The sequence below is a fragment of the Halobellus clavatus genome (assembly GCF_900107195.1).
GTDB lineage: Archaea > Halobacteriota > Halobacteria > Halobacteriales > Haloferacaceae > Haloquadratum > Haloquadratum clavatum.
In genome coordinates this window covers 16721-41743 of record NZ_FNPB01000011.1, presented here as the reverse complement: position 1 = coordinate 41743, position 25023 = coordinate 16721, and the positions used below count along the sequence as shown (strand labels likewise).

General features: G+C 57.1%; 32 protein-coding genes. 9 read left to right on the top strand and 23 right to left on the bottom strand.

The window, feature by feature from the left end:
• The first annotated feature begins 57 nt into the window (after positions 1 to 57).
• Positions 58 to 1140 carry a transcriptional regulator FilR1 domain-containing protein gene (locus BLU74_RS19695; RefSeq protein ID WP_139175805.1) on the top strand — a complete coding sequence of 361 codons (1083 nt, stop codon included), beginning with the start codon at positions 58 to 60 and terminating at the stop codon, positions 1138 to 1140.
• Between the two features lie 80 nt (positions 1141 to 1220).
• Here the strand turns inward: BLU74_RS19695 and BLU74_RS14360 are convergent, their stop codons facing one another.
• From BLU74_RS14360 to BLU74_RS14330, 7 genes are all read right to left on the bottom strand, one after another.
• Complete coding sequence (locus BLU74_RS14360) at positions 1221 to 2207, bottom strand: hypothetical protein (protein WP_139175803.1); 987 nt, start codon at positions 2205 to 2207, stop codon at positions 1221 to 1223.
• 284 nt (positions 2208 to 2491) lie between these two features.
• Complete coding sequence (locus BLU74_RS14350; protein WP_089768540.1) at positions 2492 to 2767, bottom strand: hypothetical protein; 276 nt, start codon at positions 2765 to 2767, stop codon at positions 2492 to 2494.
• A 112-nt stretch (positions 2768 to 2879) separates the two neighbouring features.
• Entirely contained in the window at positions 2880 to 3962 is a 1083-nt protein-coding gene (locus BLU74_RS14345; RefSeq protein ID WP_089768538.1) for a DUF6610 family protein, read from the bottom strand.
• Between the two features lie 187 nt (positions 3963 to 4149).
• The gene (locus BLU74_RS14340; protein WP_089768536.1) at positions 4150 to 5076 is read right to left on the bottom strand and encodes a phosphoadenosine phosphosulfate reductase domain-containing protein; all 927 of its coding nucleotides are present in this window, start codon (positions 5074 to 5076) and stop codon (positions 4150 to 4152) included.
• Entirely contained in the window at positions 5073 to 5423 is a 351-nt protein-coding gene (locus BLU74_RS14335) for a hypothetical protein (RefSeq protein WP_089768534.1), read from the bottom strand. The genes BLU74_RS14340 and BLU74_RS14335 overlap by 4 nt, the downstream gene beginning before the upstream one ends.
• Before the next feature lie 75 nt (positions 5424 to 5498).
• The gene (locus BLU74_RS18545) at positions 5499 to 5780 is read right to left on the bottom strand and encodes a hypothetical protein (protein WP_139175801.1); all 282 of its coding nucleotides are present in this window, start codon (positions 5778 to 5780) and stop codon (positions 5499 to 5501) included.
• Between the two features lie 27 nt (positions 5781 to 5807).
• Positions 5808 to 7274, bottom strand: a complete 1467-nt coding sequence (locus BLU74_RS14330; RefSeq protein WP_089768532.1) for a TRM11 family methyltransferase — start codon at positions 7272 to 7274, stop codon at positions 5808 to 5810.
• A 252-nt stretch (positions 7275 to 7526) separates the two neighbouring features.
• Here BLU74_RS14330 and BLU74_RS14325 point away from each other — a divergent pair, with 252 nt between their 5' ends.
• Positions 7527 to 7694 carry a DUF1931 domain-containing protein gene (locus BLU74_RS14325; RefSeq protein ID WP_089768530.1) on the top strand — a complete coding sequence of 56 codons (168 nt, stop codon included), beginning with the start codon at positions 7527 to 7529 and terminating at the stop codon, positions 7692 to 7694.
• A 73-nt stretch (positions 7695 to 7767) separates the two neighbouring features.
• Here the strand turns inward: BLU74_RS14325 and BLU74_RS14320 are convergent, their stop codons facing one another.
• From BLU74_RS14320 to BLU74_RS14310, 3 genes are all read right to left on the bottom strand, one after another.
• Positions 7768 to 8283: a hypothetical protein gene (locus BLU74_RS14320; protein ID WP_139175799.1), complete on the bottom strand. Its 516-nt coding sequence runs from the start codon at positions 8281 to 8283 to the stop codon at positions 7768 to 7770.
• 21 nt (positions 8284 to 8304) lie between these two features.
• Positions 8305 to 8772, bottom strand: a complete 468-nt coding sequence (locus tag BLU74_RS14315; protein WP_139175797.1) for a hypothetical protein — start codon at positions 8770 to 8772, stop codon at positions 8305 to 8307.
• A 79-nt stretch (positions 8773 to 8851) separates the two neighbouring features.
• Positions 8852 to 9073, bottom strand: coding sequence for a hypothetical protein (locus BLU74_RS14310; protein ID WP_089768525.1), 222 nt, complete (start codon positions 9071 to 9073; stop codon positions 8852 to 8854).
• Positions 9074 to 9421: 348 nt separating this feature from the next.
• On the opposite strand from BLU74_RS14310, the gene BLU74_RS19690 reads away from it, so the two are divergent.
• Positions 9422 to 9574, top strand: a complete 153-nt coding sequence (locus tag BLU74_RS19690) for a DUF7837 family putative zinc-binding protein (protein WP_449271659.1) — start codon at positions 9422 to 9424, stop codon at positions 9572 to 9574.
• 38 nt (positions 9575 to 9612) lie between these two features.
• Here BLU74_RS19690 and BLU74_RS14305 read toward each other — a convergent pair whose 3' ends face one another.
• From BLU74_RS14305 to BLU74_RS14280, 5 genes are all read right to left on the bottom strand, one after another.
• On the bottom strand, positions 9613 to 10104 hold the full coding sequence (locus BLU74_RS14305) for a hypothetical protein (protein ID WP_089768523.1): 492 nt from the start codon (positions 10102 to 10104) through the stop codon (positions 9613 to 9615).
• 10 nt (positions 10105 to 10114) lie between these two features.
• Positions 10115 to 10324, bottom strand: a complete 210-nt coding sequence (locus tag BLU74_RS14300; RefSeq protein WP_089768651.1) for a hypothetical protein — start codon at positions 10322 to 10324, stop codon at positions 10115 to 10117.
• Positions 10325 to 10465: 141 nt separating this feature from the next.
• On the bottom strand, positions 10466 to 11002 hold the full coding sequence (locus BLU74_RS14295) for a metal-dependent hydrolase (protein ID WP_089768521.1): 537 nt from the start codon (positions 11000 to 11002) through the stop codon (positions 10466 to 10468).
• Positions 11003 to 11072: 70 nt separating this feature from the next.
• Entirely contained in the window at positions 11073 to 12080 is a 1008-nt protein-coding gene (locus BLU74_RS14290) for a hypothetical protein (RefSeq protein WP_139175793.1), read from the bottom strand.
• 654 nt (positions 12081 to 12734) lie between these two features.
• On the bottom strand, positions 12735 to 13622 hold the full coding sequence (locus BLU74_RS14280; RefSeq protein ID WP_089768515.1) for an N-6 DNA methylase: 888 nt from the start codon (positions 13620 to 13622) through the stop codon (positions 12735 to 12737).
• 921 nt (positions 13623 to 14543) lie between these two features.
• On the opposite strand from BLU74_RS14280, the gene BLU74_RS14275 reads away from it, so the two are divergent.
• On the top strand, positions 14544 to 15941 hold the full coding sequence (locus tag BLU74_RS14275) for a Cdc6/Cdc18 family protein (protein ID WP_089768513.1): 1398 nt from the start codon (positions 14544 to 14546) through the stop codon (positions 15939 to 15941).
• 353 nt (positions 15942 to 16294) lie between these two features.
• Positions 16295 to 16651 carry a hypothetical protein gene (locus BLU74_RS14265; RefSeq protein ID WP_089768507.1) on the top strand — a complete coding sequence of 119 codons (357 nt, stop codon included), beginning with the start codon at positions 16295 to 16297 and terminating at the stop codon, positions 16649 to 16651.
• A 255-nt stretch (positions 16652 to 16906) separates the two neighbouring features.
• Here BLU74_RS14265 and BLU74_RS14260 read toward each other — a convergent pair whose 3' ends face one another.
• Both BLU74_RS14260 and BLU74_RS14255 read right to left on the bottom strand, forming a co-directional pair.
• Positions 16907 to 17212 carry a hypothetical protein gene (locus tag BLU74_RS14260; protein ID WP_089768505.1) on the bottom strand — a complete coding sequence of 102 codons (306 nt, stop codon included), beginning with the start codon at positions 17210 to 17212 and terminating at the stop codon, positions 16907 to 16909.
• Between the two features lie 6 nt (positions 17213 to 17218).
• Complete coding sequence (locus tag BLU74_RS14255) at positions 17219 to 17818, bottom strand: DUF7995 family protein (protein ID WP_089768504.1); 600 nt, start codon at positions 17816 to 17818, stop codon at positions 17219 to 17221.
• A 386-nt stretch (positions 17819 to 18204) separates the two neighbouring features.
• Between BLU74_RS14255 and BLU74_RS18540 the strand changes: the two genes are divergently transcribed.
• Positions 18205 to 18489 (top strand): hypothetical protein, encoded by a 285-nt coding sequence (locus tag BLU74_RS18540; RefSeq protein ID WP_139175791.1) that lies wholly within the window; start codon positions 18205 to 18207, stop codon positions 18487 to 18489.
• Between the two features lie 110 nt (positions 18490 to 18599).
• Here BLU74_RS18540 and BLU74_RS14245 read toward each other — a convergent pair whose 3' ends face one another.
• On the bottom strand, positions 18600 to 18944 hold the full coding sequence (locus tag BLU74_RS14245; protein ID WP_089768500.1) for a hypothetical protein: 345 nt from the start codon (positions 18942 to 18944) through the stop codon (positions 18600 to 18602).
• On the opposite strand from BLU74_RS14245, the gene BLU74_RS14240 reads away from it, so the two are divergent.
• Positions 18924 to 19322, top strand: coding sequence for a hypothetical protein (locus BLU74_RS14240; protein ID WP_089768498.1), 399 nt, complete (start codon positions 18924 to 18926; stop codon positions 19320 to 19322). The two genes, BLU74_RS14245 and BLU74_RS14240, sit on opposite strands and share 21 nt — an antisense overlap.
• Before the next feature lie 15 nt (positions 19323 to 19337).
• Here BLU74_RS14240 and BLU74_RS14235 read toward each other — a convergent pair whose 3' ends face one another.
• Together BLU74_RS14235 and BLU74_RS14230 are read right to left on the bottom strand one after the other, a co-directional pair.
• Positions 19338 to 19868 carry a hypothetical protein gene (locus BLU74_RS14235; RefSeq protein WP_089768649.1) on the bottom strand — a complete coding sequence of 177 codons (531 nt, stop codon included), beginning with the start codon at positions 19866 to 19868 and terminating at the stop codon, positions 19338 to 19340.
• Positions 19868 to 20719, bottom strand: a complete 852-nt coding sequence (locus BLU74_RS14230; protein WP_089768496.1) for a DUF6884 domain-containing protein — start codon at positions 20717 to 20719, stop codon at positions 19868 to 19870. The genes BLU74_RS14235 and BLU74_RS14230 overlap by 1 nt, the downstream gene beginning before the upstream one ends.
• An 844-nt stretch (positions 20720 to 21563) precedes the next feature.
• On the opposite strand from BLU74_RS14230, the gene BLU74_RS14225 reads away from it, so the two are divergent.
• Positions 21564 to 21968, top strand: a complete 405-nt coding sequence (locus BLU74_RS14225) for an SHOCT domain-containing protein (RefSeq protein WP_089768647.1) — start codon at positions 21564 to 21566, stop codon at positions 21966 to 21968.
• 591 nt (positions 21969 to 22559) lie between these two features.
• Here the strand turns inward: BLU74_RS14225 and BLU74_RS14215 are convergent.
• From BLU74_RS14215 to BLU74_RS14205, 3 genes are all read right to left on the bottom strand, one after another.
• Positions 22560 to 23231, bottom strand: a complete 672-nt coding sequence (locus BLU74_RS14215; protein WP_089768492.1) for a hypothetical protein — start codon at positions 23229 to 23231, stop codon at positions 22560 to 22562.
• A 67-nt stretch (positions 23232 to 23298) separates the two neighbouring features.
• A complete protein-coding gene (locus BLU74_RS14210; protein ID WP_139175789.1) occupies positions 23299 to 23652 on the bottom strand; it encodes a hypothetical protein in 354 nt (117 codons plus the stop codon).
• 5 nt (positions 23653 to 23657) lie between these two features.
• Positions 23658 to 24539, bottom strand: a complete 882-nt coding sequence (locus BLU74_RS14205; protein WP_089768488.1) for a hypothetical protein — start codon at positions 24537 to 24539, stop codon at positions 23658 to 23660.
• A 105-nt stretch (positions 24540 to 24644) separates the two neighbouring features.
• On the opposite strand from BLU74_RS14205, the gene BLU74_RS14200 reads away from it, so the two are divergent.
• Positions 24645 to 25019 carry a hypothetical protein gene (locus tag BLU74_RS14200; protein ID WP_089768486.1) on the top strand — a complete coding sequence of 125 codons (375 nt, stop codon included), beginning with the start codon at positions 24645 to 24647 and terminating at the stop codon, positions 25017 to 25019.
• Positions 25020 to 25023: the final 4 nt, after the last annotated feature.

Here is a 25023-nt window from a genome sequence, read left to right as displayed (position 1 = left end):
GATTTGTGCGATATATTCATAGCGTTGGGTACGCAGTTTAGTAACGGGTGAAAACAAGTGACGCAGTCCGAGCGTGCGACCACAAATCCACTCACGGACGAACGGATCGTCGTCCGTGAATTTATTAGTGATCTTGCTGGGTCCACCTCTTTAGATATACTGCGTTCACTCGACGGGCGCGCAAAGACGGCCTCGACTATCGCAGAATCGGGAGAAATCACCCGACAGACGGTATCGAAACATCTCGTGCAACTTTCCGATTGGGGATTGACGAAAACAGCTGGTACGGGTGGATATGAACTGACGGCAGGCGGGAAAATCACGCTGGAAGCGTTCGAATCGTGTCCAGATGGTCTCGATCGCGAGCCACTCACCCAGCTAACTCGGTCGAGACATACTATCCCGTTGTTACAAACGCTTGTAGAGCAACCCAGCCGTCCGAGCGAGTTGGTGGACACAACCAACGGGTCTCCGTCGCGTGCAACTGTTCGGAGAGCGTTACGGATGTTTGAGACGGAAGGATGGAGTGTAGAGAGCGACGGTGTTCACAGGCTCACGCCCGCTGGACAGCATACATTAGAACGGTATGAGGAACTGGCCGAGACAATCGAGCAGGTGTTGGATAAAGCACCTTGGTTCCAACGGCTCAGTCCAATTAGGACGGATATTCCAGTTCGAGCCCTCGCTGACGCAAAGCTGTATGTCTCCTCACCCCACTCTCCAGGAATCGTCCTGGCGACAGCTCTCAAACTCTGCGATCCACGGCTTGACCACTTCCGCGTGTTGACATCGATCTTCAACCCGACACTCTTTAGCGCGTACGATAAACTGCTCAAACTTGGTCTGAAAGGGGAGGCGATCGTCGACGCCTCGCTCTACCAGCGACTCCATGAAGAGGAGATGGAGTACTTTCTGGACGACTCAAACTACGACAACTTTCAGATTTTCTGTCTCGACGAACCACTAACCCTCGGCATTGGGATCTACGACAGGGAGCAAATCGCGGTTGGGGCGTATAATAAAACGGGGGAGGGAGAACATATCGCGATGATCCTCAGTTCAAACGAAGCGGTAGTCCAATGGGGAGAAGATCTCTATAATCAGTACCAGAAGCAGGCTCGCGACCCTGCCGAGATGTAAACGTGTCAGTCCATATCGCTCTCTCAATAGGCGAGGTGTACCTGCGTAGAACAGCTTGAGGGGTTGTTGTGTGGATATTTCTAAAAAGACGGAAGACGGCCTATTAGCGTTGTTTTGAGGTCGTCAGCCCACGCCGACTGTCGTGACGCCAGTTCCTCTTTGAGGGAATCTCGTTTGGCTTCAGCTGTCTGCTGAGTTTCGCGCTCCGTTTTCAACTCGTCTTGGAGGTCATTCGGAGAGAGTGAAGCATACTCTACTGGCGGAGCGCTGAGGACGTTCCCACCATATCCGGTCGAGATACCGAATACGGCCCCGATTGCTTGCTCGATTTTACGGATTCGGGTACGTGAAGTGTCGATGGTGTCTCGAGCATCGTAGTACTCCCTCACTTGCTTCTTGTACGCTGAGGGGGGTGAGTGCTCTTCGAGATTGTCCAGTGCAGTGAGTACCTCGTCAATAGGGATGTCGCGTTCTGTGAGGAAGTCGACCGCGTCATCACCGATGAAGACACGAATCCGGTCACTCGGAACCGACCGGAGATGGTGACCGATGGGGAGATCGTGGTCATTCATGGGGAGGAAAGGTGTGGCGAGCGTTGAGCTCACCCAGTTGATGATCGTATCGACGAGTTCGTCGGGATCGGGGCGGTGCTGTCTGACATATCCGCCATAGCTGTTCCGGGAATTCTCGATTATCTTCTCCTGCGTTGTGACGCGAAGCCCCCACCACGTGTCGGTAAGCGTTCGATAAACGTCCACCTGGACGTGGAGATATGCGTAATCGAGTTTGTCGGCCTCGCAGGTGAACGTCCATTCGTCAAGTCCCTCACTGGCGTCGAGCGTTGTTATTTGATTCTCATCGATGTCTGTCGGTGGTCCCCCAGAGTGGCCGGTGGTCGATGACTCAGCTGAAGTTTCCGATTCGGCTGGCGTAGAGGCGTCGTCATTTGGAGGAGTCGGTGACGAAGATGAGCTGTCGGAGTCGTCTGGTGACGCGGTCTTGGCGGTTGATGTGCTGTTGTTATCTGAATGAGCGAGGGAACTGAGGGTTGATTGCTTGGATGTCATAGGTGAAGGACCACTTGAAGCGGTGGTATGTTCGTGACTACTCCGACTGCTCGTCGGCAAGTTCTCGGGCTCGTCTCGCGAGAAGTCGTTGTACCCACGTTCGGTTTTTGTGCTGGTTCTCGTAAGCGAGGTACTGCTGGATCGTCTCTCGGGAATGCATACAGTGGAGGCCCGCCTTAATAAGGCGGGCGTTGGACGTGTCGAGAAATCGTTTCGGTGGGAGTTCCTCGAGGATCTTGTCGTCTGAGTCAGTCCCGATATCTTCGACTCCATTGGATGACGCCTTACTCATAGGCCGAAGGTGGGGTGTGGATCGTCGGCGGGTCAGGCCACGTCTCTACTTCCTCCTGGACGGCTGTGAGGACGGCTTGCGCTTGCCTCGAATGTGAATCCTCGTTCGCCGGCGGGTCGATGAGTACCTGGAGTTCGAGGACATCTTCAAGTTCGATCTCCGGAACAGTGTGGTAGAGCGTGCGGAGGACCTTGTCGCGGATAGTTACAGGCGAGTCACCGGCTTGTGCGATCGTGTCTGGGTCGATAGTCGAGGCAGCAGTTGACATATGAAGCACTTCACCTGCTTAGCGGTGGAGAAAAACCCGCGTTTCTGGGTGATTTTCCGTTCAGAGGTGGTAGCGTTCTCCGTAGTTACCCCACGAAATCCGTTGTGGATCCTTATCGTGGGGTAACGCGAGGAGGCTTATCACCGTTGATACGCGTGAGTCCCTCTTGATACTCGATCCGCTTCCGTTCCGACTCGTTGCGGTACGCGAGCGTCCATCCGTTCTCATACTCGACCACGATCGCATCCTCGAGAGGGTCGTAGTCGGGATTCTCCGGATCGTAGACCGGTGCATCGTCAGGAGCGAAGGGACTCGGCTTTTCGTAGATATTTCGCCCGCTCGCTGCCCAGACGGGGTCCTGTGGCTCCTGAACCGCTTCTCCGTAGACGTCACAGGGGGTCGTCTCCGGCCAGAGATCGCGCTCCTGCCAGAAGGCACGCATCTCACGGAGACTCCGACGGACAGTCTCACGAATCCCGAGATGGTCGGCGGATTGCCAGCCATCGCGACTCCAGTACTCTCCGAGGTAGGCGACCTTGGCTGGTCCGTTCCAGTCCATTCCGACGATGTTCGCCGGCGGCGCATTCGTGAGTGTTGGCTGCGTGAGGTCTTGGAGCGCCTCGTACTGGATGGGGGAACTCCCGCCGAGGAGATGAATATGACGGTCACGCCAGTCCACTGGGTCGCTGTAGTCGTCTGCGTGGAGGGATGAATAGCCGAGCGGATACCCGAGGACGAGGTCGTCGTCGATGATCTCGATTGCCTCGCGACACTTCGGGACGATAATGTACGTTGTCGACGGGAACTCTTCGCGGAGGTCGCGAGCGAGCTGGGTGTACTCGCAGGCGTCCTGTGGCGTCTCAGCGTCACCGATGACGGCCACATCGGGTTCGTACTCGCGAAACCGGTCGACGTATCGGTCGGGATCGGGGTCGCGGAACTCGTTGTCGAGCATAACCACCGGGAGGTCGACATTCCGGTAGGAGTCGATCTGGAGGCGATAGTCCTCACGGATGCCCGTGGTGAAGCCAAGTTTGTAGGCGTCTGTGGCGAACGGCGCTCTGAAGAGGAAGCCGATATATGCGGGGCGACGGGACGACTCGAGGGTGTCCGGCTCGGGTGCCGCGTGCGGTGGCGTGAACGGACGTTGCGGCTCAGCCGCAGCCGAGGCTACCTGAAGGGAACTAGAAGCCATACGCGGGTGGTGTGAACAGCTGGTTGCAGCGATACTTGACGAACGATACGGATGCCGTGCTGTGCAGCGGCTCAGGCCAGCTGCCGCGAAGAAAGACTCGCGAGACAGGTACTGTCCCGAGAGATGGAGGATTTCATATCTTGAGAGTTCGAGCGTTCAGGTGACGAGTTGTGGTCCAGAGCGACGGTTAGGATGTATTGCACTGATGGCGCTGCTCGCAACTCTGGCAGAGGAGCATCTGGTCAGGATCGTCCATCGCCTCGCGTTCGTGGTCTTTCAGTCGGTTATGGCCCCAGCGGTTGTACGCCTCGTCGGGTCCGTCGTCCAGGGCGGCGAACGCGCCGACGGTTGCTTCGAGACAGAGAATGCGCCGATAGACATCGGGATAGAAGAGCCGGATCATCCGGAGTTCTTTCCGTTTGGAGAACGCCCCACAGAGGCATTCTCCCGAGATTTCGAGCGTCTCCTTTACGGGTGACATCGGGAGATCGAGGCTGCGTCGGTAGCGGCGAACATCGAGTGGAGTGAATTCGACGAGCGGAGAGATCGTCGGATGGCCAAGGAACTCCTGCTGACCGCTCGCGTCGACGTTTTCCATCCGGTTCTGCGATTCGTGCCGGGAGACACCGGAGATGAGAAGGAGGTCGTCCTCAAGCATCTTCAGGAAGCGCGAGAGCGGCTTCTCCTTGAGATTCCAGTACATATACTTGTGCGCTCCGGGGCCAGGGAAGCCAAATCGCTGGATGAGCGTCGTGTATTCCTCGTGCGGCCGACGGTACTCGTGCTCTTGGCCCGGATCGTCGCAGGGCGCCCCAACCTCGTAGTACGGGATGTCGAGCGCTTCTGCTCGCTCCTCGACAAATGCGGTCGTCTCCGGGATGCCGATCCCGGTGTTGATGTGGATGATACCATCCAGATCGAGGTAGTGAGATTGATAGACAACGTGCATCGCAGTCAATGAATCGTGGCCGCCGGAGACGAGCGCGTAGACACGGTCTGTTTCAGGGGCGGCCTTGATCACGCGACGGGCGGTGTTCGCGGCCTCGGCGTCGACGTCGTCGGGGAAACCCAGCCGGAAGTCCGACGTCGACGAGACGGCGGCAGTAGAGCTCATACTGAGGCGTCGTGCTCGAGGTTGTTTGTGAGGGCGAGCCAGAGAGCGTATGCGGCGTGGCGGTAGAGGACGGTCTCACACTCGGGACACCAGTACTCGACGGTGCCGAGTCGATCGAGGGCGGCGCTGAACGCGCTCGACCCATCGTGATGAATCGCGCATTCCTCGTTCAGATGCATCTCGTGGAGGTGGGACGTCCCACACTCGGGACAGGGCTGACCCGGCTCCCAGTCGTCGCGTGCGATGGCTGTGACGCAGTACGGTTCGTCGCTTGGACGGGGCCCAGTGAGCTGGTAGGAGGTCTCGCTGCGGGCGTCGGGGGACGTGGTGGAGCCTGTCTCGGTCATATGGATCACGCAGCCCGTTCGACGGGCTTTCAGGCTCGAAGAGCGAGAAAAACACACCGAGCGAGGAGGGTGCTGTTAGAACGGTGGTTCGACGTCGATCGCTGCGACGTACTCGTTGATATTTTCCTGTGCTAACGGGGCATGAGGAGTGGGTTCGTCGTCAGTTGTTGGGATCGCACGAAGCGCCGAAGCGAAGGTGCAGTGTGGACAGTCGAACCAGTAGGTCGCGTCCTCGTTCGAGGCGGGGTCAGTGAAGATGATGATGAGCGGATCAGCTCCGCATTCGGGACAGGCGTGGGCTGAGGCGCGCTGATGGTGTTGGCGGCGAGTTGTCGTAGAGTGAGCGCGAGAGGACATAGTGTTGGGAAGGGTGGGGGACAGAGGTTAGTTCTTCTGTGAAGCGAACTGTTCGAGGGATTCCTGTTCGGTTGGGGCTGTCGAGGAGGTTGTGGAGTCGTCCTCCTGGTCGGGGGAAAGAGTGGATGGCGTTCTGGAAGTGACGCCGGGATCGCATTCGTGTCGGTTGTGGTGCTCTTCGAGGTAGTCAAGGCGCTCGGGGTGTGGGCGGTAAAGGATGGTGTCGTCGTCGGTGACGCAGTAGTTCTCGGGTCGCGCTCCGCAGGTAGGACAGTCGACGTACCAGGAGGGGTGGAGATACCAGCCCTCGCCACACCGAATACACGAGTGCTGTGCCTCGGCGTCTGAGTCGGGCACGTGGATGTCCAGGGGTGAGCGGTCGGTCGCGTGGACATCGAGTCCCGTGTTCTGTTTCATGTCGATACTGATGATCCAGTCCTGCTCGACGCAGGGATGCTCGATGACGGCGACTCGGGATCGACGATAGTCGAGGCGCTGCGGCATACAGGTCGCGGTGTGGCCGACTTGGAATATCTGGCCGCCCGCGGCGATGAGTGGGTGGAGTTCCTGCTTGAGTGCTGTATCCCGGCCAGTAGTGCGGCCACCATAATTAGTGGTCTGCTGGAACGCCTCACTCGGAAGGTCCACGACGACGGTGTGGAAGATGTCAGCAGCGAATTCGGCGGCAAGTTCACGCTCGTCGAAATGGTACGCGGCGTCGACGGATTCATCGACGCTCGTCTGCACTAAGTGGCCGTCGTGGGAGAGTGACCGTTCGTACGTCGAGACGTCGAGGACACGTCCGGAGAGGTGGGTGTCAAGGTAGTCGGCGACGCCGGCTTGGGGCATAATCTCGGGGCTGAGGCGGATGTACTCGAGGGAGAGGGGCGTGTTCCCGTTCCCGCTGGTCGCGACACCGCCTGACGCGGTGGCTCCTGCGTTCGGAACTGCGGCGTCAGTCACGTGTACTGGGCGGGTTGCCGACGCAGTCTCGTTATCGGGTTTCTGAGCGACGGTCCCAAGCCAGTCGTGCTGGCGACCGAGGGTGTTCCAGATGGTGACCTCTTCGAGCAGATACTCCTCTCCAGGCGGCATAAGCGTCGTCGTATAGCCGAGTCGGATGACGCGACCACCGGGTTTCAGAAGGGCGTCGACCACGCTAGCGAGTTCGGTGATCGTAGGTAGTGTGTCGTCCTCGCGATCGTAAGTAGTCGTGTTCTGTTGTTCCGAGAAGGGTGGGTCGAGGACGATCATATCGAACGATTCAGCTTCGAGGATGTCAGGAAGATCGCGGACATCAACGTGATAGTCAGCATCGATCTCGGGATTGATGTCGTTCCGGACGATCCGCCCATTATGGGTGAGCTGGGTCCGTCCAGCACACGCGTTGAGGACACGACCGTCGAGTTGCGATTCGACCCAATCACGAAGCTTCTGTGCGTTGAACGTCCAGCGGTCGGGTTGGATCGTCCAGTAGGAGAGCGAGGTGGGCATACTGATGAGTGGAGGATGGTTCGCGGAGCGGGCGCTACAGGGAGGGCGAGTGTTACTGATGGGTTACGTCGGGGATGTGGCCGGTTCGGTCGAGATTGTATCTGACGTATCTGATGTTGGTGAGGTATATGAGTTATTCAACAGAGTTGATTGAGTCTTGAGCATTCTGAGTCCTCGGAACCGATCGGACGGGAGAAATCAAACGATAGAGGCGTTAATTATTAAGTCGGAGTCTGAGAATCGGGGAATCGTATGGCAGACCTGATTGTCCAATCGAAGGTTCGAGAGCATCTCGACGAAATGAACGTCTCGGCAGACTTCTTCGATGCGCTTGACGAGGAAGTCGCTGACCTCCTTGACGATGCTGCGCGTCGTGCAGACGCGAACGACAGGAAGACCGTTCAAATTCGAGATCTCTAAGCCGATTTCGTCATCCTATTTCGTTTGATTCGCTGTTGTTATCTGCACTTTCTGTAGCCGCCGCTCTGAGACACTATACGGTGACGATGGTGTCGCAGTTCACGCATCGAAAGAGGATGGTTTCGCAGTCGGGATCATCGTAGTCGACATCGTGATCGGGGAGGACGGTTGGATCGGAGACGAGCTCGTTTCCCGTGAGGTTCTCGCCGCAGTCACAGGTGAGCGGCCAGTCGAGGGATGAGAGGAGGTCGCTATCTGGAAGTATCCCATACGATGCTTCGTCGACGTACTCGTTTTGGATAGGGGTGAGGAGGTCCTGCGAAACGGCGCTATGTTGGCCGTCGAATCCGCCGTGCCAGAAGACATCGATGGCACGATACTCGAGGGTGAGCTGGGTCTTGCATCTCGCACATCTGACGTGGACGTAGTGGGTGTCGAAATTGTTCGGCACCCCTTCTTCGGTAGATTCGAACTTGGAGTTCTGACAGACTGGACACGCTGGCTGTATACTGATGTATGTCGGCTTAGCGGCTGGGTCTGCGTTCTCGTCAGTATCTTGATTCTCGGACGTTGTATCTGGTGGTTCCATAATGATGAGCTGGGTGTGGGATTACGCAGACGATTCAGACGGTGCGTCGAGAGTTTCCGTAGCCGACTCCTCGGACGGGTTCTCAGGAGCGTGGTCGAACGAATTGTAGGTAAGAGTCCCATCAGGCCAAGCGACCCACTGGCCGGCAAGCAGCGGGAAACGGCACTTCTCGAATCCGACGGTCTCCACGACGAGTTGCTCCTCAAGATGGGGAGCGAGACGTTCAAGGAACTCCTCGGTGCAGTATTCTGTTCGATCGACGACACTCCCGTCTTCGTCGAAAATTGGCTTTGTGACCTCGAAGGCGACGTACCCGTAGAGTTCGAGGTACGGGTCGGCGTCCTCCTGGTCGGGTTCGACGACGCCGATGGTCAGGGAGTGGAAACTCCCGTAGAAGTCGTAATCGTCGATGATTGCTTCGATAGCCTCGACCACATCGGGGTCGACGGTCGGATGATTCGATGCGGTGGTTGCTTGCAGGGTTGTCATAAGCGGTTCAGGCCCGTGGCCGCAAACAAAGACGCTAGGAGCCGAGGGACTGCTGAAGTGATCGAGGGGACCAATAGGGTTAGGCGGTGTCGGTTGATGAGGGTGTGAAATCTTGAAAAGTGTCCCATTCGCCGGGGTACTCAATGCCGGCATCCTGGTGGATTGTGGTCTGGACGGCGCCGGATGACTCAACCTCAACGAGGACGTCGTCGCGACCGAATCGAGTCGCGAGGAAGTCGTGGATCTCCTCAGCCGGCGCGATGACAGCTTCGGGAGCGTTGTGTGCGGTTTCGATCGTCATAGACGGATCACTTGATGCGGCCAGTGACAAATTCACGTCGGGATTTGATAGCACCCAATCTCTTCCAATCCGCACCCGGGACATTCATCAGTGTCCGAAGAGACGTTGTCCCGCACTGGCGACACTCGACGACCATCTCTGTCTTCCCAGTGGAGAGAAACCGAGCGAGAATTGTGCGGACACTCATAAGTTGTCCTGTTCCGGCGGCTCTGAATTAATGGTTCTGGTGGGCTGTCTCCCCGAAATTCTGGTGTGGGCGGCCTGCAAGCCCGCTAAAAGCTCATTTTTGACAACATTCAAGGTTCGTGTGGAAGGAACACTATCACACGCTCCTTCCATCCCCTTTCCATGCCCGACGACACGCAGATACTCGGTCACTGCCCGGACTGTAATGAGCGTATTACTACTGCGTGGACTCTAGTTGAATACGAAAAAGATGATGGGACAGAAGGCGTGTGGGCCGATTGTCCGGGATGCGGGGACGTTGTCGCACCGGAGTGATGCACTTTGTGCTGAACTTTGCTGAATGTCGCCTTCTGCTACTCGCGTGAGCGGTGTTGTCCGAGGCGGTCCTTGATCGCGATGATGTTATCCCGAAGGTACTGAGCTTCTTCAGGGTCGATCTGTCCGTTGTTGGCTAGTCTATTGACGGTGTTGAGGAGGCCCTGGATGTTGTCGTCGATCTGTACCGGTACCTCGAACGTATCGGCCTCTGGGTCGTAGAGAGCGGCGAAGTCGTAGCACATCCGGTAAACCTTCCCACAGACCTTGCAGACGACAGGGAGTGAAACGGTCTCGGACTGCGGATCGATGTCTGCCTCGACGTCGGGGCCGGGATCGCGAATCAGCCAGCCGCCCTCAAGGCAGTCGTGGGTTTCCCAGCAGTCCCAATGTGCCTCGCCCTCAAGGTGTATGTCGTCGTCTTTGTAGAGGTTCTTCGTTTCGCGTTCGTCAGCGAGATAGCCACAAATGGCGCAGGTTACGCTGTGGGCGTCGATCCAGCGGTCGTCGGTCGGGTCGGATTCGGACATGAGTGTGGCGTTAGTCGGGGAAGTCTATTGCGTCGGGATCGGTTGCGACGCGGCAAGCTGCCTTGTTGAGTTCGTCGGCGTTGAGGGCCAATCCGATGAACTCCTCGATGGCTTCCTCGTAGGCTGAATACGTCTCGGTTGGACTCGACGTATCCTGGAGCCGCTGGTCGAGTGCCTTGCGGAAGCGTTGCTGTGCGCGGTGTCGAGAAAGACTACCCATACGTAGATTCCTCCACCAGTAGAGGGGAGAGAGAAATTCGGTCGACGATCTATCTGAGTTACCCCACGCAGAGATGGTATCGCCCATTTCGTGGGGTAACTGACAGAGACGGCCTGCTCAATTAGCGCGTTAGAGCCGCGATTACACGCCGATCGTCGCGAGGACCTGCGGGATATAGATAGCAGCTCCTGTGGCACCGAGTCCAGCGACAAAGAGGGCGTTATTTGCCGTACTGTTCGCTGACGTCGTAAGATTCCACGTGTACTCCGTGTCGTCCACGGGGGCGAACGGTTGGATCCCCATCGGCGTTATCACGTCACCGAGGAGGTGCGTCGTGAGCCCCAGCGCGACGAGAAAGCCGACGCCAAGCGCAGGAACAACGAGAGACGGAGCGCTTGCTGTTGACAGCGTCCCGTTCACCGATTGTGTTCCCTGAAGCGCCGCGGCCCACGTCACAGCCGTTGCGATCGTGGACGCGACGATGATGAACCAGACGGTGTGCGTGATACCGCGGTGCGAAACGAAGGGGAGACGCTGGTCGATATCGGGAATCGGTGCCACGCCGGCGACGATAAGTATCCCCAAGAGGGCTTCTCCGGATGCTCGACTAACGGTAAGGAAAAACGCCAGCGGTGAGAAGGCGAGAAGAGCGAGCCCGTAATGACCACGTCTATGCATCTCTGGAGCTGTTGCTCCATCTTCTTCGTGCAAGAAAAAGACTGTTCCGGGAAGTGAGACTGTCTCATCCTCATTGCGGAAGCGCGGTAGCTTCAAGCACCTCCTCGACTGGCGGTTTGAGGATTGGCTTGATGAGCAGGGGGGAAAGCGAGGAGGCAACAACGGTGGTCGCTCGCTCGGTCTGAGTAGCACAGCCGGGCGGGATCGAATCAGGTATGGGGACAGGTACGCTGTCGTGTTGAGCTGATGACTCGTTCTCTTTGAGCCCCTTGAGGTAGACGCGATCCTGCGTTGCGGTGAGACGCAAGTAGTCGTAATCTGTTTCGTTTGGTGCCAGCCGCTCGTAAGTAGCCGTCCTGAGGCCGTATTTGGACAGCGTCCACTCCAGGTCGTCGGTGTCAGGGAGGTGCGTTCGGATTGTGGAGGGCTCTGTATGGAGTTGGGCAACGACCGTCGCGACTGCGGTCTTGATGTCTTCAATACGTGCGTTCGTCCCTCCGGAGACGCCGTAGTCGCCGTCGTTGTTCTGGACGCTGTGGCCGCGTATCCCAGAAAGTCGCGCCTTATCGCTGGTGTCTGCCTTCCGAACCTGTGAGGGGTTCCCGTAGCCGGTCACGAGTTCGGTCATATAGTGCCACATCCCGTCGCGGTTCGCTCCGGAGTCGTTCAGATAGATACGGTGTCGGACAATCGACCCGCCTTGTCCCCATCGTTCGTCGAAGGCACGTCCCGAGGCTCGGTAGGTGATGGTCGTATCGTCGTGGTAATCGAGTTCCCACTGACCGATACGGGCTGGGGCGACTTTGAGCTCATCAGGAAGGTCAGATGTACAGAAGACGTTATGATCCGGAGTGAGCGCCATAACCTGATCGACGTTCAACAGTGCCGACGGATATGTTTTCTCGAAGACCCTGTGGACATTTTCGTAGAAATCGTTTAGCGGTGTTTCCGCTGTGGAGTGGGTCGCTTCAGACTTCTCAGTCGTCGATGTTACTGCGGGAGTATTTGTTGAGTGGCCGGATGTCGATTCTTCGGTCGTCGTGAACGCATCGAGTTGGGATTGGGAATTCGATGGCATCGTGAGAACTCCGTAATGTTACGAATGACCAACGTGAACTGGCTAGTCGTCGACGCGAGCGAGCGTGTAGTCGTCGTTCCTATCGAGTTAGCAGTGTAGTTCACATATCCGTCGATGGGTCGCAAGCTGGTTGATATCGAGTGCGCTGATAGAGTGCGTGGACGTCTCGAGCGGAGCCAACAATCGTCTTCTCAAGGACACGTTGCCCGTCACGGATGATAGGAGTGAATTGCTCGCTGGCGATCCGGAGGATTGCGTCCAGTCTCGTACAATTTTCGAAGTTGGTAGCAGGAAGATCAAGGACGAACACTTGACAGGTGACGAGCTGATCGTCTACGAAATTCCCTTGGATGTGATCGCGGGGATCCGTAGTTGGTTTCCGGGTGTGAGTCGGGTCGAAGCAGTACGCTCGATAGACCTGCGCTTCGGCGGTTTCTTCGCTGGCCTTGAGATGAGGGTATCGCTCGAGGAACCACGCACGGGTGGTCATCGGTGCGGGCCCGATCGCAGCTACGACGCCAGACTTGGTTTGTGCGAGACCCCGTGGCGGCGTCGCGTTGTCCTCGAGGGCCTGGAAGAGTTCTCGAAGGGCTTGACGCCGGTTCGCCTCGGATTGGAGAACAACGGACATTGTGGAGTGTGGAATACAGATAGTTATTCGCTGAAGGCGTCAAGCGTGACGTTCTCGATGGTATCGGGATCATCGATCGTGACGGCGTCCTCAACGTTTCCTTCAGAGAGGTCGCTATCGTTGTTGGTGTCGTCCTGAGCGGAGCCATCGGCCTCCTCAAAGTCCGTTTTGATGGGTACGTTGTCGGGGTCAAGTTCGGTGATAACCCCGTTGGCGGTTGAGTCGGTAAGGATTCGCGTGGGATGGTTTATTCGCCAAACGTGCCACGTCTCGTAGGTGAGGGAGTTTCCGTGGACGACGTACGCGGGGATGGCGTGGAGTGCAAAGTTGATGACGGCCATATGAGCGCACGTCTTGTCGATGTCGCGTGCAACGACAACGGTGGGCGTGTTAGGTGAAATGTGACGGAGCTGCTGGACAGCGTGGAACGGGAATCGACCACTCCCGCACGCCGGATCGCTGATCGTGATAGGGTCCTTCTGAGTGGCGTCACGAATGCCCTCGGGGGCGCTGAAGAGCATCTGAGCCTTCGCGATGGCGACATTCTGGGGTGTGAAGTGCTGGCCGAAGGCATCACTGTTAGCTCCGTAGTGTTCGTAAATCCCGCCGAGGAGTTCCGCCGTGTGCGGGTATCCCGGAACGGTCGTTTCTTCCATTGTATTGACGAGGGCTCCGAGTGCAGTCCCATAGGTCTCGAGAACATCTCTGATGAGATCGTCATCATCGTGGAGACGATCTGTGAGATCGTGAACGAGGTCAAGGTAGTCGTCGTCGTTCCGACTAAGAGCGGTGACGGTGAAATTGAGCCAGTTCGTGAAGACGTCGTATGTACGAAAGCCCGTTTTCTTGTGGACTTCATCGAGATTCTCGGTGATTGGTTCGTATGTACTCGGGTCGGTGATGGAAGCCATCGACGAATCGCCTCAGTTCAACGTAGGGAGAGAAAAATCCAGAGAGGGGACACCCCACCAGTTCCGTCGTAAGGCGAGGCGGAAAACACCCCACTGGTTCCGGCGTTATCGCTATGGGGACACCCCTGGACTTCCGTCGTAAACGAGGGACAAATCGTATGAAGTCTCCAGATCTCGGGTGGGGACACCCCACCAGTTCCGACGTTAGCGTGCGAATTTACTCTCTTTAGATGAGAGTAAGAGCGGGATGAGTGGAATGAAAAAACGGAAGAAAAGCCTCATAACTCTCGTCAAGGATGAATACTTCAGGATACCACGGGCAGAACAGGTCTATAAACGAAGGTTAGAGACGAGAATTGGTCTCGGGGAAATCCTACCACTACTCGATGACGGACCCACACCCCTTCGGTTCCGTCGTTAGGTAGACAAGGGCAACGCAGCTCAAGATCACGATGACCAGACACACCCCACCAGTTCCGACGTTAGCAGCCGCGAAAAGCGGTAACTAGACTGAGAATAGCAAGAGTCGCCTGGATTCTGTCCCACGATAAGAATATGTGAAATTTGAGTTATTTCACCCCTAGGTTTATTACGGTACAGCTTGAACAACTCCGCAGGACGAAATTCTAGGGATAAAGAAGCGGAGCGACTGGTACGTTCGAGACGAAGCTCGGTAACGGGTTGGAACGTCCAGAAACGCCGTAGAGACGCGTTCTATCCTCTAAACCGTGATTGTACCTATCCTTCCCGTGGGGGGTACACGTTCGTCGGTAACGACGGAACCGAAGGGGTGTGTGTGTTGGGTCCCGTGATTGTTCGAAGATCGAGGTAGTCCTTCCAGTAGACTTTCCATCGTGGTAGATTTACGTCGGAAGTCGAGGTGGGAATACTTTTAAGTAATCGGGTTTCGTCGGTGCCTCTATGTCAAACGGCACCTCGACTTCCGATGAAAGTCGAGATTTGGATTCTACGTCTTCAGACGGTCAAGACGACCGATCTCGTGTCCAAACATCGGAACCGAAGGGGAGTCCAGACGAGAATGGAAAACCGCCATCAAGCGACGGGGACGGTCAACAATTCAAGGTTGACGACCCGCTCTTTTCTAAACGGAAGGGGGTTTTCCAAAATAAGGAGATGGTCCGTGTCGGTTGGGTACCTGATGGCGATCGAATTGTCGGACGTGACGATTATATTTCCACTATCAGTAGCTGTCTGAACGACGCTGTCTATGGTGGTGCCCCAAATCACATCTCAATTACTGGGAAAACAGGAACGGGAAAATCTCTTGTCTCCCGATACGTCACTCGTCGAGCTGTCAATGCGGCAGTTGATGATATCCGAATAGGCCATACGTATCTAGACTGCTCGAAATCCTCAACTGAAGTCCAAGTCATCTCGACAATCGGGCAACAGCTGAACGACGAGGATATCTATGACGAGGATGAGGACATCGTGAAAATGCCCGATACCGGGCTACCGAAAGACAAGTTCTACAAACGGCTCTGGCAGATTCTCGATCACTACGACTCGGCTATCATTATTCTTGACGAAGTCGACCTTCTCAAGAGCGACCACGTTCTGATGAGTCTCGCGAAGGCAGTCGAATCGAATGATACGTCGTGTCAAATCGGGATCATCGCAATAAGCAATCAAATCAACTTCTTCGACGAGTTGAACCCACGCACCAAGAGTGCCTTCCAGACTCAAGAACTCAATTTCGACCCATATAATGCAAATCAGATTCAAGAGATTCTTCGCGGGCGTGATGACGCATTTCGTGATGGTGTTCTTACTGATGAGGTTATTCCTCTTGTCGCGGCTTTCTCAGCCCAGGAACACGGTGATGCACGGAAAGCAATGCGATTGTTCAGGACCGCAGGAGAGCTAGCCGATCGTGAGGGAGCAGACGTAGTTGAGGAAGACCACGTGCGAAGAGCCCAAGACGCACTTGAAAAGGATAGATTCCGCGACTTCCTCCAGGGAACCCCCACTCAAATGAAAGCAGCTTGTCTCTCGATCGCTGCTAAATCACTTTACTCGCGTGACGATTACATCATCACAGGTGAACTCTACGATGCGTACCAGCAGATCACTAACGCGATAGATATGGACACGATCGGGATACGGCGCTTCCGGGATATCCTCGATGAGATGCAGCTCAGCCAGGTAATCGAAACTAAAGAGGTGAATATGGGAAAAGGCGGTGGCCGCCACAACTCTCATCGGTTACTCCACAATCCTGAGGCTATCCTTGATATCGTAATGGAGGATTCTCGATTCGGAGATATCTCTAAATCCTCGCTGAAACGGTTCGCCTGACTAATCAGATGTTATACTGATGAGACGTACCTTCGTTTCGTCCACTCGTCGCGACGGGGCACAGTACGTCCTTCACGGTTCTCCCAATCAGTACTCGAGACGGGTTTGATCCGATCGAGTTCGAACCCAGCGGCTCGGTAGCAGACTCCAGTGTTGTCGTCGACGCCGGCGATCGCGACGAGCCGCTCTCGCTCGGTATGCTCACGTACCCAGTCTCGAAGACGCGCAAGCATCCAACTCGACGTATTCGGTGGGCGATTCGGGTGATTCGCAAGCCGTGTAACGTACAGCTCTTCACGAGCCCCGTCGTAACAGTATGTGTACGGCTGCGCGAGCACCGCCACTGAGTACGGATGCCCATCCTGGGTAGCGATGAATCCGGCCTTCCATTTCGCGACACCGCCGAGGCGGTGGTCGATGCGGCCGTCCGGACCACCGATAAGAAGGTGATTGATGAGTCGTCGACTCCCTCGTCCGCTAACGCGGTGGACTGTGAGGTCGGTGATGTCTTGGAGGGGCGGTGGTGTGACACGCTCGGGTTCCCAATGGGAGACCCTCCAATCCGGTTTTTCATCAGGTTCGACGTCCAGCCGTGGGAAATCCGGCATTCCCGCTGGCGGGTATGTACGCCACTCGGGATCACTCGAATGAAGCACTGCGACCATCGACTCATCGGCAGGGAGCCGTTCCTGGAAGTGGACGGCCAATGAACGTCCTTCCTGAGTGAGCTCAACGTTAGTAATTATGCGACGTCGGTAAACAGCCTTCACCTCGGGAATGGGGAACTGATTTCGAGAGTCGGTGACGGTTCGCTCGAAGATGTGGTCGCCGGCGCGGATCGTCGATGCGAGTTCGGTTGGTTTGTTGCTGGCCAGCGAGGAATGGTCAAGAGGTGCTGGTTCCGAACCGTCGCGAACGGGGAAAGCAAGTGCTGACATACTGGTGAGCCGATAGAGTGATGGCGGTTACTCGGTCTCCGGAGCGATGTGGTGGAGGGAGTCACCGTCTGGAGTAAACCACTCACAGTCGAAGGAGACTGATCGGGGGATATCTCCACAGCCGAATTCGCGGACTGCTTCGACCGTCTTGTCGTCGATGATCGTGACGCGGTATAGTTCGCCGTCGTAGGAATTCCAGTACTGCTCGCCGACTGCAACGTCGGTCCGTCCAGTCGTCGCGAACGCTGTTGATTTCCCGTCAGGGAGCTCTACCCGGAAGGCTATCCGATTCGGGTCGTTAAGCGTCTCGAAGAGCTGTGGCTCACTCGGCATAACGCGCTAGAAATGGACGTCGGCGGGGACGAGCCATCCCCGGGACATCTGCTCATCTCCTTTTGTGGCCGCTGCGGCGTCACCGTCGCCGCCGGAAGTACCGGACGAGGCGTTGTGTAGGCGATCGACGTATTTGTCGACGGCCTTCGGTGATACGAGACCGCCTCCGTATTCGTTATAGATGTACACTGACGGTCCTCGACATTCGGCGAGCTGTCCCAGGTGGAATCGTACTCCGTCGACGTTGTTCATCACGTCCTCAACGGAGAGATCGTCGACTTTCGATTGAAATTTTGACAATGTATCTCCGAACTCCTCCGTTTGTTCCTCGAGCGCATCATCGAGGAGTGCTTGTCCCTCTTCGCTGTCGAGTGGGAACGTTGGAGCGACCGTTGTCTCGTCGACAGTCTCAGAGCTGCCGTCACTGATGACGTTCGCGACGTACGGCTTGTAACGCGAGTCCGCCTGTTCGAACGTCCCGTAGTAGTCGTAGACACTGGCAGTATCGATGCCGACACCGACGAGTTTGTCGAGGGCACTGTGAGCGCGGGCGAGGGCATCGTCTTGAGTGGTACCGGGAACAAGTACGCGGATAAGCTGATGCATCTATCGATAGAACCTCCACTCTTCGTGGAGGGTGAGAAATTCTCGGTGAAGGGTGTGATGTACAGTGTATGGATGGTAAACTACTGTGTCCACGCTGTGAGGTTTGCTTGCCCGACGGCAGGCGGATTGGTGTCATCGCCGATTACGGCGGCAACATAGTCGCGAGCAATCGTCAGTGAGATGTCGAGTCCGCACCCGTCGGGTGGATTTCGGACGTCGACCATCTCAGTTTCGTGTGCATAGTCCCACGGGGCGAGCGCGACGGTAGCGTTCCCGCTGCCTCGCCACGTTTTGACGACAAGGTACGGATATGTTTCAGTAGTCACTTCGAGACCGTCTGCGGTCGTGCTCCCCGTAGGTCGCTGATCTTCGTGAGTACCTTCTCGATGGTAGTAGACGATCACCTCTCTGCTCTCGATGTAGTAGTGCGTGAGTTCGTAACCGGGTGGTGGGTCGAATACAGCCTCGTTGACAGCAGGGTGCTTCCAAGCGCCGGGAGAGATAGCTTCCATCCAATCGACGGCTTTGTCGATCGCTCGGACAACACTAGCCGAACGGTCGTTTTCCACGGCGTCGACGGTCGCGACCGGAGCGCGGTTGTGGAGGCCTTGTACGCGGTCGTCGATGGCTTTGACAGCTACCTCGTCGAAGTGGTCGAAGATGGCGACTGATTGAGGGGCATCGGGAGCTGTCCAGACGTGAGCGTTCCACGAAGCCTCGTCGTCGTAGACCCACCCATTCACAGTAGAGGGAGGTGAGACGCTATCGGGAAGCGGTGGTCTTACTGGCATTTTGGAGTGTGGTCGGCCGAGTGAGTGGTTTCGTAGGTGTGTGGGGCGTAGTGGGTGTATTGATCGAGGAGTTCGTGGATGTAGGCGAGTGGGATGACTTCACGGAGGGCTTTCGCGGGCAACGGGGCACGCGGGGAGAGACCGTGGGCCTGCCGGTAGCCGGTCACCGGGGCTTCGCGGTCGCCGATTGCGTAGTCGAACTTCTCGGGGTGCGAACACGGCGTCCCGTGCGCGAAGAACGACGTCTCGAAGAGCCGGTGTTTGCGGACGCCAAGACCGAACGCTGACCCGCAGAACTGGACGGGATTCTCAAGATGATCGCGAGCACCCGGCACGTTCTCGAGTATCCACACCGGCGGATCGATCTCCTGACAGAGGTCGCGGGCGAGCGGGATGAGGTTTTCTCCGGAACGTGCGAATTGAAGATCCGTCGCGAACGTGCAGGGGGCAGAGGCCCAGACAACTTCGATCTGGTCGGCGTAGTCGTCGACGAACTAGGGAAGTCCCTCGGTCAGATCGTGCTTGACGAAGACGCCAGGGTAGTAACGAGCCTTCCGCGGGTCACCGTCGATGCCGATAACTTCCCAGCCGAGCCCGTGATGGCCGTACGTCTGGAGGCCTCGGCAGGCGCCCCCGGCGCCGGCGAAGAGATCGAGTGCGAGTGGGCGATCCCAGAGATCTTCGAGCGCTTGGTCGCCAATAGTGCCATCTGAGATGACTGACATCGGTTACCTCTCCCGTTCGAGACGAATCTGGCCAGGCGTCGGTATCCACGGATGTTCCTCCCAGCAGTGGAGTGCGTGATCGAGTGATTCGTCGAAGTCTTCGCCGCACCCACCGCACTCATAGGTGGTTTCGCCCCATCTAACCGTGAGTTCCTTCGCAGTGACTGTAGTCTCGACTGGGTCAGGAGCCTCGAATCGGCGGACATAGTCGTAACCGACGACAGTGTGATGCTCGAGGCCGGTGCGAGCGAGGTACGTGGGCTTATCCTCCGGGAGGAATACCCAGCGAACATAGGCCTCCTCGGAAGCCTTTGCTGACGGCTGGAGGATGTACCAGTGGGCGTGGTCGTCACGGAAGAGATAACGTTCCTTTCCTCGGTTCTTGAGGTAGAAGGGCTCACCAGTTCCAGGAATGAGGCGGAGGCCGAGCGTCGTTGAGACGGCCGCAAGGAGGCGTTCTTCGAGCGATGGTGAAGCCGTGTCTTCCGGTTCGGTCTCGGTAGAGGTGTAGGCTGCAAGAATAGCGTTCTCCATCATGGCGACCACCCTTCGAAGGTCACCTGATCTGTGGGCGCTGCGGGCTCGTCGAGTCGGTTGACGGCGTCCGAAAGCCAGCTCATCTGGTCGCCGATGCCGTCATTGTTGATCTCCTCGAAGAGGAAGCGGGGTTCGAGGGGGAATTCGGTGAGCTGGTTGGGATTGCCGGTCATCCTCGAGATCCCGTACTTGAAGACGCCGTGGTCGCGGAGTGGGTTGATGTAGTCTTGGCCGGCGAGGATGAAGAGCGTCTGCGCGTTCGTCGTTTCCGGAGTGTCGCGGACAGCGCGGAAGGGCGCAATCCACTTCACCAGGCCGAAGGCGACGAGCCGCGTCCACTGGTCGAGTTCGGTGACGATTTCGCGGCCGTCCGGCCGCCGGAGGCCGTAGGGGTTGTCGTCGCGGTGGTCGGGATTCGTTTCGTCGCCACCTAGTTCGTCGATCGACTTGTTGTAGTACTTGACGTCCTCCCAGGGCATGAGGACGTGGTGTTTGGCGGAGAGAATCGCCCATGGGCTGGCGCCGTCTCGGCCGCCCTCGACGCCGGTGATGCGTCTGGCGAACTGCTTCTTCAGGCCGAAATAGTTCGAGGTGTAGAGATCGCGAGCCTTCCACGCGGGCCCGGTTTCGTCCCTCCAGTCGGGGCCGAAGGACTCGTCGGGGCGGACCGAGGCCACACGGATGTCGTCATCGTTGGTTGGGTCGCGCTTTGCGGCCCCACACCCGATGAGAGCGAGCGCCCCGTGTTCGTAGATGTCCGATAGGTCACTGAGCTGACTCCGCTCACCCGTAGGGAAGGCGGGCTCGTTGGCGGACTCGACCGATGGCTGCGCCGGCGAGATACTCATCGACTTGCCCTCCTAGTTGAGCGGGGCTGGGGGATGGTTTGACGTTCCGGGCCGGGGAAGCCGTACCGACGCACGAACGCAGAGTACGCCCTCTCGGTCGTCGTGGGTGACTGTGCAGGCATGAAACCACTCTCGATTTCAGTTGGAGGAAAAAAATCGCCCGACTGCGTTCCGAGAGCTGGCTTCAACGGCTGTCTCTTAGAGGAGGCCGGTGAGAATGACCGTTTAGAGGCCGTCGACGGTGATGTACGGGACATCCGCTTGGCGTTGGCGACGATTACTGGCCCGGCGGGGTCGCTCACGGTACACCGTGACTGCTATGGGCATCCTCGAACGGAGACGGGTTAGAAGCCTCTGTTGAAATACTATTAATTAGATACTATTCACGGTGAAACAGCCGTTACATAGTCCCTGCGACTTGAGCAATCGTGGAATCCTACTCTAATTTGTAAAGTAACCAATAGAGAACCGCGGCCAGCGTCACGGCTATGATAACAATGATACCTCTCGTCATCCGGAGAACTGGCCATAGGTCCATTGCTATCATAACGAATAGAAGCCAGATAACGAGATTCAGCCGGAGAATGACTCGATCTTGTACCATTGTCTGCTGTATAGTGATTTACTCACAAGTATTTTTACATAATTGAAACATCAGATAGATCCTCTGTATTGACCGATTGTGGTGTAATGGCCTCCAAGGAAAGTGACTACCCAACTGCTCTCAGCCTGTGCGAGCTTCTAGCCGACCCGCACCACTCTAGAGTGCTTAACTCTTCAAAGTGGTGCAGTGGATTGTCCGGCTTCCGGGCGCTTTTGTAGTGGGATTGCTACGATGTAGATGATGTATGAATTGGTCCACCAGTATGCCCCGGAGAGTCCTGCCGGTCGAACCGCTGTCGCAATCATCGCCTCGCTGATTGGCGTTCCAGCATTGGTATTGGGACTCATCGGACTGACTGGTAACGCCGCAACAGGACTCCTGTTTCTCCTCGTTAGTGTCGTCACCCTCGTTGTCGCCGGGCAGTTAACACGTGGCGTCGTTCGACAGGCGAACGCAGCACCCACGGCAGGGCCACAAAACGAACGGGAACCAAACCAGGCAAGCGAGACTGCAATTGAAACACTCCGACGACGATACGCGGAGGGCGAGCTCAGCGACGAAGCATTTCAGCGACGCCTTGACCAGCTCCTCGAAACCGAAGACATGGAACGCACCACGGCCGACCGTGAACGTCTGCTCGAATGAGTAACCATATTGTAGACTCCGCTGTGCGAACTAATCAGTTAGTGTTGCCTCCCCGGGCTTCTTGTCGGAGACTTTAAGACTTTCTGAACGAGGTTTTCTTGCATGGGTAAGATAGTGTCTCACTCCCCGCGTCTGTCGGCCAATCGTGTCGAACGCTTACTCGCAGTCCTCTTGGTTGGCTTACTCGGATTGTACGCTCTCGGGACGCTTGTCAGTAACAGCATTCCGGTACTCGACACGGCAGGCGTGATTGCAATCCATTTCGCGCTCGTGGTCGCAGGCGTCTTTCCAGTCGCTGTGCTTGGACACGCCCTGTATAGCAGTGTCCGCACCGGGACTGCTAAGCCACGCCATATCGAGATCCTCAGTGCACTCATCGCGTTAAGCTGTTCGGGCACTGCGCTCTTGCTCACCATTGATTCGCCCTCCAGTCTCAGCACGCCGCTGTTCGCAATCGCCACTGGTGCATTACTTGTTCTCGCGGGCCTCGTGGCCGTCCGATCATAATCTGAATTGAGCAGTAAGTGTACTTTCTGTATGTATCGATGGCGGTGGAAAGATTGTCAGACTTTGGCGATTTCACAAAGTCAGTCAGAACATATCGAGACCGGCCTGTGCCGGGTCACTCTCGTCGGTTGTCTGGGTGGCTGCACTCTCGGCTGTCTCAGGGTTCTCTCCGGGAGTCTGTCCGGGGAGACTGGGGAGACTCTGGAGAAGCTGGTCGGAGACTTCACCGACCGCGTACCACTCGGCGAGAAGTTCTGCTGCTGTCGTCGTGGAATCGTGGAGCCAGAATGCCGTCGGGACGCCGTCGGTTTCGATGTCGAGTTCGTCGACGTGCTCGGTGAACCAGCGGTCGCGGTCGCGCTTGAGCGCCTCGCGGAGTTCACGGGCGTACTCGTGCGTCTCATCGTCCGCCGGCAAGACCGGGAAGTTCGAGGGAAGTATCGCGTTCGCGTTCTGGTCGTCGCTAGCTATCCTGTCGAGGTATTCTCGGAGGGCGTATTGATAGAGGCGGACGAACCTCGCGTTCGTGAACGCGGCGTGCGTTAGGGAGGCTGTCGAACAGAGCGCTGTGAGCTCACCCCACGTCGCGACGGGCACACGTTCACCGACTGATGTATCCTCGACGAGTGTGCGGCGTTCCTCGTGGATACCGTTCTTGAGGTTGGCGGTGCCGGTGGCGTGGTCGCTTGCAATGATTGGGTCGGCGGTGACGCGATACTCCTGGATCTGTGTGAGGGTGGCTGTGTCGATCTGCATAGTCAGGAGGAGTGGAGTGCTTGGGTAGGCTCTCGTCGAACGTGTGAAGTCCGCAGGACATCGGCACTCACGAACAGGCTGGTGACGGATCGTGTGGATGGTGGTCGGTGCTATCGAGTGAATCGCAATCGGTCGTGTCTCCTTGAGTAGCACACGACGGACAAGAAGCCGGGTCGTTGTCGTGTGGGCAGCGGAGAGGAGCACCGTCCCGTTCGAGGACGGTTTGGACCGTATCGAATTGGACGACGATGATGGTGTCTGTCGCGACGTGATAGTAGGCGTCAGCGTCGACAATGGTGTTGTCGAGGACCTCGACAGGGATGGCGTTGTGGAGAGCTTCAGTGAGCGTAATCGCGGGCGACCCGCGAATGAGCCACTGCAGCTGGGGGTGGCTCCCCGGGTCTGTGATGGAAGGCGTCATCGTGATCACCGTTGCTTCCGGGGCGTGTGAGTGGCTGCGACGGTCGGGCTGACGAACCGGCGGGCGCGCTGCGGGATGTCAACACCGACGTCGATCGGGAGAACGTACTTGGCATCGACGTCTCCTTCGTAAGCGTTGGCGAGACGGGACGCAGCCGCGAGCTCGTGCTTGCACATCACCGCCCACTTGTTCGTCTGCTTGTAGGGACAGCCACAGACGACAGCGTCTGACCAGGGAAGGAATGCGTAAGTGGACCCGCTGGCGAATTCCCCGACGAGAAGTGGCGCCGGGAGAGTGACCCCGTATTCGGCGGGCAGGATGTGGTTATCGAGCTGGGCTTCCCGAATGATGTCGTCTACATCGAGGTCGTGTTCGTCGGCATACTCGATGGGATCGGTGTTCGCGTCGACGATGACGACTCCGTGGAAAGTGTTTGCGTGGAGGGGGAGGAGGGAGTCGGCTGTTCCTTGAATAGTGTCGAGATTTTTCGGGATGAGCTCCGTGTACCACTTTCGGCGATCGGCGCGAATCTGCTCGAGCTCGCGGTAATGTGGTTCGAGCTCACCTGTGAGGAAGGCAGGAGCCTCGCCCAGGAAGTTATCGAGGCGGTCGTAGGAGGGAAAGAACCGGCGTTCGCTTTCGTAAGTATCGACGAGCGTTTTCTGGATGTACTGCCGGGCGAGCGGGGTGGGAGGGTGGGTCTCGTGAGATAAGAGCCCGCCAGCCTCGATGATGTCGAGACGGATGCGGTGCTCGATCGGTTCGATCTCCGGTGGGTCATTACCCGTGGTGTTCTCATAGTCAGGGTGCGATGCGTCGAGCGCGCCTGGGGGAAGTTCGAGCGGTGGGAGGTGCTCGTCCGCCGGGGTGATCTGGTGGGTAGACATCCGTAGTTACCTCCACCTCCTGTGGGGGGCGAGAAAGCAACTGGAGAGTGCTCATCACAATTTACCCCACAATAGTTATGGCTATGCCCCTCTGTGGGGTAACTAATGACGGACGACACTGAGCGACCTTCTGGACCTGACCTTCCGGCACACGTTCGAGACGTGGTGGATGAATTATCGGTCGAGGAGCTGGAGGACTTGGCTGACTACGCACAGGCTCTTGCCGATTGGAAGCGGGAGCAACCACCTGCATCTCCAGATACTGCTCCCGAGGATGCTGTCGACGATGATGTCGTCGAAGACCTTGAGGAGCAGGGTGTCTCGATGGACCCCGACGACTACGATGATGTCCCTGCTACAGGGACCTACATCACGGTGAAGGAGCCGAAACAGGGATACAGGTATTATTATTGGCAATGGCGAGACGGTGACACTTGGAAGAACGAGTATATCGCGCCTGTCAATCCGAAGGGGGACTGATTCT

What these genes read in the sequence shown, in the direction of transcription:
- BLU74_RS14200 (WP_089768486.1), top strand. Translation starts at nt 24,645, where the DNA reads ATGACGGACGACACTGAGCGACCTTCTGGACCTGACCTTCCGGCACAC.
- BLU74_RS14350 (WP_089768540.1), bottom strand. Translation starts at nt 2,767, where the DNA reads ATGTCAACTGCTGCCTCGACTATCGACCCAGACACGATCGCACAAGCC.
- BLU74_RS14280 (WP_089768515.1), bottom strand. Translation starts at nt 13,622, where the DNA reads ATGGCTTCCATCACCGACCCGAGTACATACGAACCAATCACCGAGAAT.
- BLU74_RS18540 (WP_139175791.1), top strand. Translation starts at nt 18,205, where the DNA reads ATGGTAGTAGACGATCACCTCTCTGCTCTCGATGTAGTAGTGCGTGAG.
- BLU74_RS14345 (WP_089768538.1), bottom strand. Translation starts at nt 3,962, where the DNA reads ATGGCTTCTAGTTCCCTTCAGGTAGCCTCGGCTGCGGCTGAGCCGCAA.
- BLU74_RS14325 (WP_089768530.1), top strand. Translation starts at nt 7,527, where the DNA reads ATGGCAGACCTGATTGTCCAATCGAAGGTTCGAGAGCATCTCGACGAA.
- BLU74_RS19690 (WP_449271659.1), top strand. Translation starts at nt 9,422, where the DNA reads ATGCCCGACGACACGCAGATACTCGGTCACTGCCCGGACTGTAATGAG.
- BLU74_RS14275 (WP_089768513.1), top strand. Translation starts at nt 14,544, where the DNA reads ATGTCAAACGGCACCTCGACTTCCGATGAAAGTCGAGATTTGGATTCT.
- BLU74_RS14260 (WP_089768505.1), bottom strand. Translation starts at nt 17,212, where the DNA reads ATGCCGAGTGAGCCACAGCTCTTCGAGACGCTTAACGACCCGAATCGG.
- BLU74_RS14215 (WP_089768492.1), bottom strand. Translation starts at nt 23,231, where the DNA reads ATGCAGATCGACACAGCCACCCTCACACAGATCCAGGAGTATCGCGTC.
- BLU74_RS18545 (WP_139175801.1), bottom strand. Translation starts at nt 5,780, where the DNA reads ATGTCCTCTCGCGCTCACTCTACGACAACTCGCCGCCAACACCATCAG.
- BLU74_RS14265 (WP_089768507.1), top strand. Translation starts at nt 16,295, where the DNA reads ATGCCCATCCTGGGTAGCGATGAATCCGGCCTTCCATTTCGCGACACC.
- BLU74_RS14290 (WP_139175793.1), bottom strand. Translation starts at nt 12,080, where the DNA reads ATGCCATCGAATTCCCAATCCCAACTCGATGCGTTCACGACGACCGAA.
- BLU74_RS14240 (WP_089768498.1), top strand. Translation starts at nt 18,924, where the DNA reads ATGATCGCGAGCACCCGGCACGTTCTCGAGTATCCACACCGGCGGATC.
- BLU74_RS14310 (WP_089768525.1), bottom strand. Translation starts at nt 9,073, where the DNA reads ATGACGATCGAAACCGCACACAACGCTCCCGAAGCTGTCATCGCGCCG.
- BLU74_RS14300 (WP_089768651.1), bottom strand. Translation starts at nt 10,324, where the DNA reads ATGGGTAGTCTTTCTCGACACCGCGCACAGCAACGCTTCCGCAAGGCA.
- BLU74_RS14330 (WP_089768532.1), bottom strand. Translation starts at nt 7,274, where the DNA reads ATGCCCACCTCGCTCTCCTACTGGACGATCCAACCCGACCGCTGGACG.
- BLU74_RS14235 (WP_089768649.1), bottom strand. Translation starts at nt 19,868, where the DNA reads ATGGAGAACGCTATTCTTGCAGCCTACACCTCTACCGAGACCGAACCG.
- BLU74_RS14320 (WP_139175799.1), bottom strand. Translation starts at nt 8,283, where the DNA reads ATGGAACCACCAGATACAACGTCCGAGAATCAAGATACTGACGAGAAC.
- BLU74_RS14225 (WP_089768647.1), top strand. Translation starts at nt 21,564, where the DNA reads ATGTATGAATTGGTCCACCAGTATGCCCCGGAGAGTCCTGCCGGTCGA.
- BLU74_RS14295 (WP_089768521.1), bottom strand. Translation starts at nt 11,002, where the DNA reads ATGCATAGACGTGGTCATTACGGGCTCGCTCTTCTCGCCTTCTCACCG.
- BLU74_RS14335 (WP_089768534.1), bottom strand. Translation starts at nt 5,423, where the DNA reads ATGACCGAGACAGGCTCCACCACGTCCCCCGACGCCCGCAGCGAGACC.
- BLU74_RS14360 (WP_139175803.1), bottom strand. Translation starts at nt 2,207, where the DNA reads ATGACATCCAAGCAATCAACCCTCAGTTCCCTCGCTCATTCAGATAAC.
- BLU74_RS14305 (WP_089768523.1), bottom strand. Translation starts at nt 10,104, where the DNA reads ATGTCCGAATCCGACCCGACCGACGACCGCTGGATCGACGCCCACAGC.
- BLU74_RS14205 (WP_089768488.1), bottom strand. Translation starts at nt 24,539, where the DNA reads ATGTCTACCCACCAGATCACCCCGGCGGACGAGCACCTCCCACCGCTC.
- BLU74_RS14210 (WP_139175789.1), bottom strand. Translation starts at nt 23,652, where the DNA reads ATGACGCCTTCCATCACAGACCCGGGGAGCCACCCCCAGCTGCAGTGG.
- BLU74_RS14255 (WP_089768504.1), bottom strand. Translation starts at nt 17,818, where the DNA reads ATGCATCAGCTTATCCGCGTACTTGTTCCCGGTACCACTCAAGACGAT.
- BLU74_RS14340 (WP_089768536.1), bottom strand. Translation starts at nt 5,076, where the DNA reads ATGAGCTCTACTGCCGCCGTCTCGTCGACGTCGGACTTCCGGCTGGGT.
- BLU74_RS14315 (WP_139175797.1), bottom strand. Translation starts at nt 8,772, where the DNA reads ATGACAACCCTGCAAGCAACCACCGCATCGAATCATCCGACCGTCGAC.
- BLU74_RS14230 (WP_089768496.1), bottom strand. Translation starts at nt 20,719, where the DNA reads ATGAGTATCTCGCCGGCGCAGCCATCGGTCGAGTCCGCCAACGAGCCC.